Source organism: Synechococcus sp. R6-5 (assembly GCF_047461775.1).
Classification (GTDB): Bacteria; Cyanobacteriota; Cyanobacteriia; order Thermostichales; family Thermostichaceae; genus Thermostichus.
In genome coordinates this window covers 1-7967 of sequence record NZ_JANSHV010000178.1, presented here as the reverse complement: position 1 = coordinate 7967, position 7967 = coordinate 1, and the positions used below count along the sequence as shown (strand labels likewise).

Genomic DNA, 7967 nt, shown 5'->3' with positions numbered 1-7967 from the left:
CCCAGCTTGGTCTGGGGGATTTTTTTGTTCTCTTTGCTGGGGTGATCTTTCCCAGAGCTTTTCTAGAGTTAAATTGGGGCCATTGCCTCTGTGACTTAGGGATATGGCAATCATTTCTTCTCGGGATACAGGCCAGAACGCTGAGGGCCCCAAGCGGCGGCAGCAAAAGTCTTCAGCCTGGAGAAAAGAAGGCAGAGAGTTGAGCTTTGCTGGGGAAAGGGGAGCGGATCCCTCTGCCCTGTTGCAGCCGCAAGCCCACCCTGGCGAAGCCCAAGAAGAATCCCTGCGCCCGCGCACCCTAGCGGAATATATTGGCCAGACGGAACTTAAAGAAGTGCTCTCCATTGCCATTGCGGCGGCCCGCGCTCGCCAAGAGCCTCTGGATCACCTGCTGTTCTACGGCCCGCCTGGTCTAGGCAAAACCACGGTGGCAGCAGTGCTGGCGGCAGAAATGGGATCCCAGTTCTACATGACCACCGCGCCGGCTTTGGAGAGCCCCCGCGACATTGCCGGGTATTTGGTGCGCTTGAAGCGGGGGGATGTGTTGTTTATTGACGAGATCCACCGCCTGCCCAAGGTTACAGAAGAATTGCTCTATCCGGCGATGGAGGATTTTCGTCTTGATATCACCATTGGCAAAGGTCGCTCTGCTCGCATCACCTCTCTGCCCTTGGAACGCTTTACCCTCATCGGGGCCACAACCCGCATTGGCGCCCTCACTTCTCCGCTGCGGGATCGCTTTGGCCACGTGCAACGGCTGCGCTTTTACGAGCCTCACGAGCTGGTGCAGATCGTGCTGCGCACGGCTCGCCTCTTAAATGTCTCCACCGATCCAGAAGGGGCTGCAGAGATCGCCCGCCGTTCTCGGGGCACGCCCCGCATTGCCAACCGCCTGTTCAAGCGGGTGCGAGATTACGCCCAGGTGCGAGGGGATGGCCACATTAGCCGAGAAGTGGCAGCAGCCGCTCTGGAGCTGTTCCAGGTGGATCCCATGGGTTTGGATTGGATCGATCGCAAGCTGCTGACGGTGCTGGTGGAGCAGTTCGGTGGAGGGCCAGTGGGCTTGGAGACGATGGCCGCGGTGACGGGTGAGGATCCCCAAACCATTGAAGAAGTGTATGAGCCTTATCTGCTGCAGATCGGCTACTTGCAGCGTACACCCCGTGGCCGAGTGGTTACCCCTGCTGCGCTACGGCATCTGGGCTATGAAGCCCAGTCTCCTCTGCCTTTGTGGAGCTAATTCGTCTTTCCCTTCTCCCGCAAGGGGAGAAGGGGTTGAGAGCTCCATATCTAGCTGCGGTCATTGCCCACAGGGCTGAAGCTGGGCACCACCAGCTCGCGGTTTTGCTTGGTGAGACGACCGTACAGCTCCTGGGTGTTGGGGAAGTTGGCCGCCGGCAAGGTGGGGAAGCGACGATAGGGCACCGTGTCTTCGCCGAAGAGATCCCGATACTCCTGGGTGTTCAGCAGGGCGCGCACAAAGGCTTTCACCCCCTGGGTGGCCAAGATCTGGTTGTACTTGCGGATCTCCTGCTGGTTGAGAGGCGCACGGCCCAGGAAGTGCTTGGTGCCCAGCTCGATCACCTTGGTGTTGGGATAGGGGGCATAGAACTCGGAGCGGTACAGCTCGGAACACCCCAGGGCCTCGATGAACTCCTTGACGGTGATCTCGCCGTTGCGCAGCTTGGACTCGGCAGAGCTGAGCTCGGCGCTGATGTTGTAGATGTCCATATCCCGCTCGAAGACCTGCCGGTAGGCGGCGCGGATGAGGTTGTTGACTTCCGCTTTGTTGGCCAGGCTGGTGAGCTTGAAGACAGGGATCTCTTGGCGTACCTTGGGCACCCCCTGCTGGGCCCGCCGCTGGATTTCCAGCTCGCCGGAAGGCATATCCCGAGGCTGACCCAACTTGACAAAGAGAGGGATGTCGTCGTCGGTGCGAATGGGCTTGGTCACTGCCATGTCGGTGGAGCCGGGGCGCATCCGCCGCAACGCCAGACCGCCGGGGGTGAGGTAGCGCTCATAGGGCACGATATCTTCCCCGAAGACCTGCTGGTACTCCTCGCTGTCGAGGATGGCGTCCACGACGGCGTAGAACCCTTGCTTGGAGGCGATGTCAAATAGGCGGTTCATCTCCTGGCGCCCGTAGGTGGGTCGGCCCAGCAGCTTGCGGTGGATAAACTCGATGGCTTTGCAGACATACAAGCTGGACCAGTACTTGTTGCGGAAGAGATCCGACTTGGCCAGTTGGCGAATAAACTCTTTGACAGGAATTTCCCCCGACTCCAGCTTGATCTCCCAACGGGTTAGCCGTTGGCCTTCGTAGGGCATGTAACCGTACACCTGCTGGTAGCAGGCGCGGATCACCGCTTGCGTCGAGACTTCGCTGCCAACAATCCCCGCCCGCACCCCTAGCCGCCGGCTGCGATCGCCGGGAGTTTGGGTGAGCTTGAAGACTTTGGGGCCAAGGCTACCGGGATCCCCCACTGCCTTGGGATTGGTGCGGGCGTTGGTGAGGGCAAAGCCGCGCCGGATGAGGATGCGCTTGACATCCTTGTTGAAGGGGGCGGGGCGGGCGCTGAGGGAACGGGTTTCCTTGGGGAAGATGGCCCCAAATTGGATCTCCAGCGGGTCGTTGCCGGAGCCATAGGCATGCTGATCCGGCAGAGGCCGGTTGTAGCGGGCAAAGAGGGTAATGAACTGGGGCACCTTGCGGCGCGGGGCAGCGTAGGTGTAGAGGTCGAACTTGGCTCCCCAGTTGGCGCTGGTTTGGGCTTCTATCCCCAGCTTGCGCAGGTAGGGCACCGTCTCCTCGCCGAAGTAGTCCCCGTACTCGCGGCTGTCCACCAGGGCGTCCACCAGGCCGGCCAGGCCCTTGCTGGAGACGATGGAGAAGTAGGTCTGCACTTCCTCGCGGGTTTCAGGGGCCCGGCCCAGGAAGTGGCGGAAGGCCAGCTCGACAACGCGGCTGTTAATGTAAGGCTCGTAAAACTGCTTGCGGTAGAGCTCCGATTTGCCCAGGCGGCGAATGAACTCCTTCATGGAGATCTCGCCGTTTTTCACCTTCGACTCCAGGTTGGAAAGCTTGAGGCCGTAGGCGCGGCGGATGTCCCGCTCAAACACCTGTCGATAGGCGGCCTTGATGACTTCTTCTTTCTCGGCGTTGGACAGCCCCGGCTTCATGGCAAAAACGGGAACTTTCTCGGCAGCCAAGTTGTAAACCTGGGGTAGCTGCAGCCCCTGCAGGGGCAGGCCGTCGGCGGTGCTGGCGTTGCGCTGCCGCAGCTTGTCGGAAGGGGCGGGAGCGATGAACTCGCTCAGCAAGACATCGAAGTATTGGTTGATGATGGCAACCGCTTCGGCATCTTTGCGGAAGTAGCCAGCCGCTGCCCGCTTCATCTCTTGAATGGCGACAATGGTGGCCTCGGCGGAGCAGGCGTTTTCGATGATCTCCCGCAGGCCGCGGGTGTTGACGGCGATGATACTGGGATCCCCGGCCACCAGGGCGTAGGTAACGTAGCGCAAAAACCAGCTCAGATCCCGCAGCGATTTGCGCATGTTGGCAGCTCCGTAGCGGGAGATGTTGATGGGGCGGAAATTGGGGGGAATCTCCACACCGCTGGCGCTAAAGATGTTGCGGATGGCCTCAATGAATCCGCCGGTGGATTCCACGTAGAAGGCAGTACCCAGCTTGAAGGCTTCTTTCTCGTCTTGGGTCGCTTCTGGCCGCTCCAGATAGGCCATGGGCGAGCCCCCTGTGAAGATGCGGTTGGCTGCCCGGCTGACGATGATTTCCGAATTGGCCGCAATGACCTCGGCAATCTCTAGCCGTTTCAGGCCGCTGGAGAAAAAGTCCTCGAGGCGATCCAGCTCGGTGCGTCCCAGATAGCGATCCTGCTGTTCCGCCTGGGAGATGGTCGATACAGGCACGGTTTGGTAGAGACGGGGGTTGGAAACGACTGCGCCAGCGGATACGTTGATACCCATCGATCTTTTAAACTCCGTTTTGATCGAAAAAACTGCCGACAAAGGCCGAGGACAGTGCCATCGAAGGGGGTGAAGAGGCTGACCCACGACTGGAGGAGCATCCCTCTCTGAGCTGAGAAGGATCGATGCCCGATCCCTGAGGGGGAAGCCAAGCCTAGAATACTAGGGGCACGGGCCCAGAGTGGGGAGGTTGTTGCAGTTTGTAACACTGTTTCTCATCCACAAAGACATGGCTCTCAACCCAGCTCTACCCTCCCATCTGTTGTCTTCCGCTTTTCTCCTTGAGGATTGGGAGCAGGGACATTACGAACGCGTTACCCAGGTTTTACAGCAACAGCTCGAGCAGGGATCCCCCTCTCTAGAGCTGTATTGGGAGCTGGGAGCCGCCTATCTCCTGCTGGGTCGGGAACTGGAGGCGCAGCTGGTGTGGCAAGAGGGCTTGGCGATGCTGCAAGCGGGGGGGGTGGCCGAATCCGAGGCCGTCTACCACCTGCTGAGGAGCTTGCAGGCTTTGGCGGAAAGCCTGTGGGAGAAGGGCCATTGGCCGCAGGCAGCAGCTCTGTATCGGCAGCTTCTGGAGTTGGGGGATGGACAGCTGGAGCTGTCTTCTGGCCAGGCTTTGGCTGCTCACCGCATTGGCCTGACCCAAGAGCGGAGCCGGCTGTGGGCTGCGGCAGCGGAGTGGTTTGAGCGGGCTTGCCAGCAGGATCCGACGGCGGCAGAGAGTTTTTGGCGCTGGGGCTTGGCCCTGATGAAGCTGGGCCGTTTGCGAGAGGCGATTTCCCCTCTGCAGGAGGCTGCGCGGCTGCGCCCTGAGTGGGGGGATCCCTGGGTACAGATGGGCTTGGCGTGGCTGGATCTGCGGGATCCAGTTCAGGCTGTGCGGTGTTTCCAGGCGGCTGAGGCGCGGGGCACCGGGACGGCGCAACTCTACAGCTACTGGGCGGAAGCGGAAGTGCGGCTGGATCACCCTGAGGCCGCTTGGGAGAAGGTTTGCCGAGCGGTGGCAGCGGAACGGAATTGGGTGCAGGCGTGGTGCGAGGGCAGTGGCGGAGAAAGCCCTCTGCGATCTGGACTGGAGCAGGCATGCAGGGGAGAGGGATCTGCGAGGATCCCCGATTTCCTGTATTCGGCTTGGCGGCAGCGTTGGGCTCCAGAAGGCGTTGCCCCTCCAGCAGACTCCTTTTCCCAGAGCACTCCCCCTACAACTGACTTCTGGCCAGTGCCAACCCAAGGCTACCTCACCACCCGACAGTGGCATCAGGCCACGGGCGAAGGGGACTACCAACTGCTGGATCCAGGGGGGGTTCTCTGTCTAAAAGCGCCCCCTGCCGCTGATCCCGACATTTTGCAAAAGTTGCGCCCGCAGCGCATCCCCTTGGCAGAGACCTTTGTCGCCCAGATCCCCCGAGGATCCGTCCACGTGGGCCACTATCCCCGCCACCTCTACGCCAGCTTTGCCAGCGGAGTGCTCACCCGCCGGGGAGAATTGCTCGCCGATCTATCCCTGAGCTTGCCGCCGCCGGAGTTCCTCGACTGGGACTACAGGCCAGATCACCTGCGACACCACCCCCTGCTGGGCTTGACCCATCTCCCCCCACCGATCCCACTGGATGGCCCCGTTGCCCTTTTGCCCTTGGGGGCAGTTAATTACTTTCACTGGATGGTGGATATTCTGCCGGCCCTCGATATCTTGCAGCGGTCGGGCGCCCTGGAAAAGGACATCCCCATCTTGATCCACGGGTATCAAAGAAAGCCCTTTCAGGTGCAGAGCTTGGCTGCTTTGGGGATCCCAGCCGAGCGCATCCTCAGCTTTGAGCAGTTGGGGGGATCCCATCTGCAAGCCCAAAACCTGATCGTGCCCTCAGCAGGCGCTCCGGTGGGGTGCTTGACGCCTAGGGGATTGGAGGTGCTGCGGCAACTGGCCCAGCCGAGTTTCTCCATCGACCCCCTGCAGCCGCGGCGGATTTACATCAGCCGTCGCTCTGCCCGCTGGCGGCGGGTGATCAACGAAGCGGAGGTGCTGGCCTGCTTGCGCCCCTGGGGATTTGTACCGGTGCAGATGGAAACCCTCTCTCTTCCCGAGCAAATAGCCCTGATGCAGGGGGCAGAGGCGGTGATCGGGATCCACGGGGCGGGCCTGACCAACCTCGCCTTTTGTCCACCCGGCACCACCGTCATCGAGATCTTGCCCAGCAATGCAGTGCTCCCCTATTTTTGGATCATTGCCCAGGTGGCAGGGTTAAGGTACTTCCCTTTGGTAGCACCTGTTTGTGATCCGGCTTTGGTGGCTCTTCTTTCCAGCCCCGATTTGGATCGAGAAGATGCCTGGGTTCGGATCTCGAACTTGCTGGAGGTGCTGGAACAGACAGGGATCAAGGGATGATGGGATCGGAGGGACTCGAACCCTCACGTTCTTGAGGAACAACGGATTTTAAGTCCGTAGCGTCTACCATTCCGCCACGATCCCAATCTGTCGGCAATAGCCGTACTACTCTACCAAACTGCTTGCCTTGGGGGGGCAAGTCTTCAAGTTGGTTCACTCAGCCTTGCAGTGGGGAGTATGAAATCGCCGCTCGCGCTAGCAGTGCCTAGCGCCAGATTGCTGCCTCTACTTATGGGATCCCTGCCGCGTTAACTTCCGCTTCTCCTTCAAAAAAGCGTTGGCCACCCAGATCCCCACCACCGCCAAGGCGGCCATCCCATAAAAGGTATAGCTATAGCTGCCCAGCCTATCGCGAATTTGCCCCGCGATCATCGTTCCCACCAAGGCCCCAACTCCATAGGCGGTAAACACAATGCCGTAGTTCTGGGCGTAGCGTTCGGGATCAAACAAGCGCAGGGTCAGGGCGGGAGCCATGGCCAGCCACCCCCCCAGGCAAAACCAAAGCAAGGAAAAAGTTACCCAGTAGGCCAGAAGGGATCCCTGAGGAGGCAGGAGCATTAGCCCACAGGCCAGCAGGATCAGCCCATAGGAGCCCGTAGTGACCTGATGGGGATGTAATCGATCGGCCAACCAGCCAAACAGAGGACGGCTGAGCCCGTTGAAAATGGCGAAGAGAGCCACGCTGTTGGCAGCCGCAGTGGGATCCAGGCCGATCAGCTCTTCCCCCACGGGGCCGGAAATCCCAATGGCGCTTAAACCGATCAGAGTGCCGATGGCGTAGCAGATCCACAGGCCATAGAAGGAGGGGTTTCTCAGCAGAGGGAGAGAGCGCCTAGAAGCCGGTAGAGGGTGATCTGGGCTGTCCGTGGATTTTCTTGGAAAAGATGGGGAAGGGATCCAATCGGGGGGAGGAAATCTCAGTTGGGTTGCGATCCCCAGGATCACTGCCGCGAAGAGGATCCCCAAAATCAGCAGCGTAGGCCGAGCCCCCAGTGCCTCGATCAAGCAGTTGGCCAGGGGAGCAGTGAGCAGGGGAGATAGGCCAAAGCCGATAATGGTGGATCCCACGGCCAATCCCTTGCGATCCGGGAACCAACGGGCTGCCACGGCCATTGGCACTCCATAGGCTATTCCCACACCGCTGCCGGCAATGACTCCATAGCAGAGGGCAATCCACCCAATGGAGGGGGCGAAGCTGGCCAGCCCATAGCCCAAACCCACCAAGCTGCCCCCCAGAGCCAGTACTCGGCGGGATCCCCAGCGGGGGATGACAAACCCTGTGATGGGCATGAGGGTAGCGTAAAACACGAGGGCAACGGTGTAGGGCAGCAGGCTCTCACTGGCCCCGATCCCCAGCTCTGTTTCCAGAGGCTTGCGGAAAATGCTCCAGGAATAGACGGTTCCCAGGCAAAGAAGAACCAGGAGCCCCAGGAGGATAAAAAGCCATCTCCCTCCATAGGCTGGTTGTCTATACAAAGTAATGGGGGATCCAACCCTTTTCATGGGTATTTGGAGCTTGTTAGCTTGTGGGGGCGTGGGGTAGCTAAGCCCCGCACTGTAACCGTAGCATCAGTGTCGGGATACAGATACCCCCACA

4 protein-coding genes and 1 tRNA gene are annotated in these 7967 nt (G+C 60.2%); 2 read left to right on the top strand and 3 right to left on the bottom strand.

Annotation, left to right across the window (positions count from 1 at the left end):
• The first annotated feature begins 103 nt into the window (after window positions 1-103).
• Window positions 104-1240: a Holliday junction branch migration DNA helicase RuvB gene (gene ruvB / locus NW818_RS09860; RefSeq protein WP_414388148.1), complete on the top strand. Its 1137-nt coding sequence runs from the start codon at window positions 104-106 to the stop codon at window positions 1238-1240.
• Window positions 1241-1290: 50 nt separating this feature from the next.
• Here the strand turns inward: ruvB and NW818_RS09855 are convergent, their stop codons facing one another.
• Window positions 1291-3984: a phycobilisome rod-core linker polypeptide gene (locus tag NW818_RS09855; protein WP_414424452.1), complete on the bottom strand. Its 2694-nt coding sequence runs from the start codon at window positions 3982-3984 to the stop codon at window positions 1291-1293.
• A gap of 193 nt (window positions 3985-4177) precedes the next feature.
• On the opposite strand from NW818_RS09855, the gene NW818_RS09850 reads away from it, so the two are divergent.
• Entirely contained in the window at window positions 4178-6370 is a 2193-nt protein-coding gene (locus tag NW818_RS09850) for a glycosyltransferase 61 family protein (protein WP_414424451.1), read from the top strand.
• Here the strand turns inward: NW818_RS09850 and NW818_RS09845 are convergent.
• Window positions 6371-6454: transfer RNA gene (locus tag NW818_RS09845), tRNA-Leu, on the bottom strand.
• A 141-nt stretch (window positions 6455-6595) separates the two neighbouring features.
• Window positions 6596-7846, bottom strand: coding sequence for an OFA family MFS transporter (locus NW818_RS09840; protein ID WP_414424450.1), 1251 nt, complete (start codon window positions 7844-7846; stop codon window positions 6596-6598).
• Between the last annotated feature and the right edge of the window lie 121 nt (window positions 7847-7967).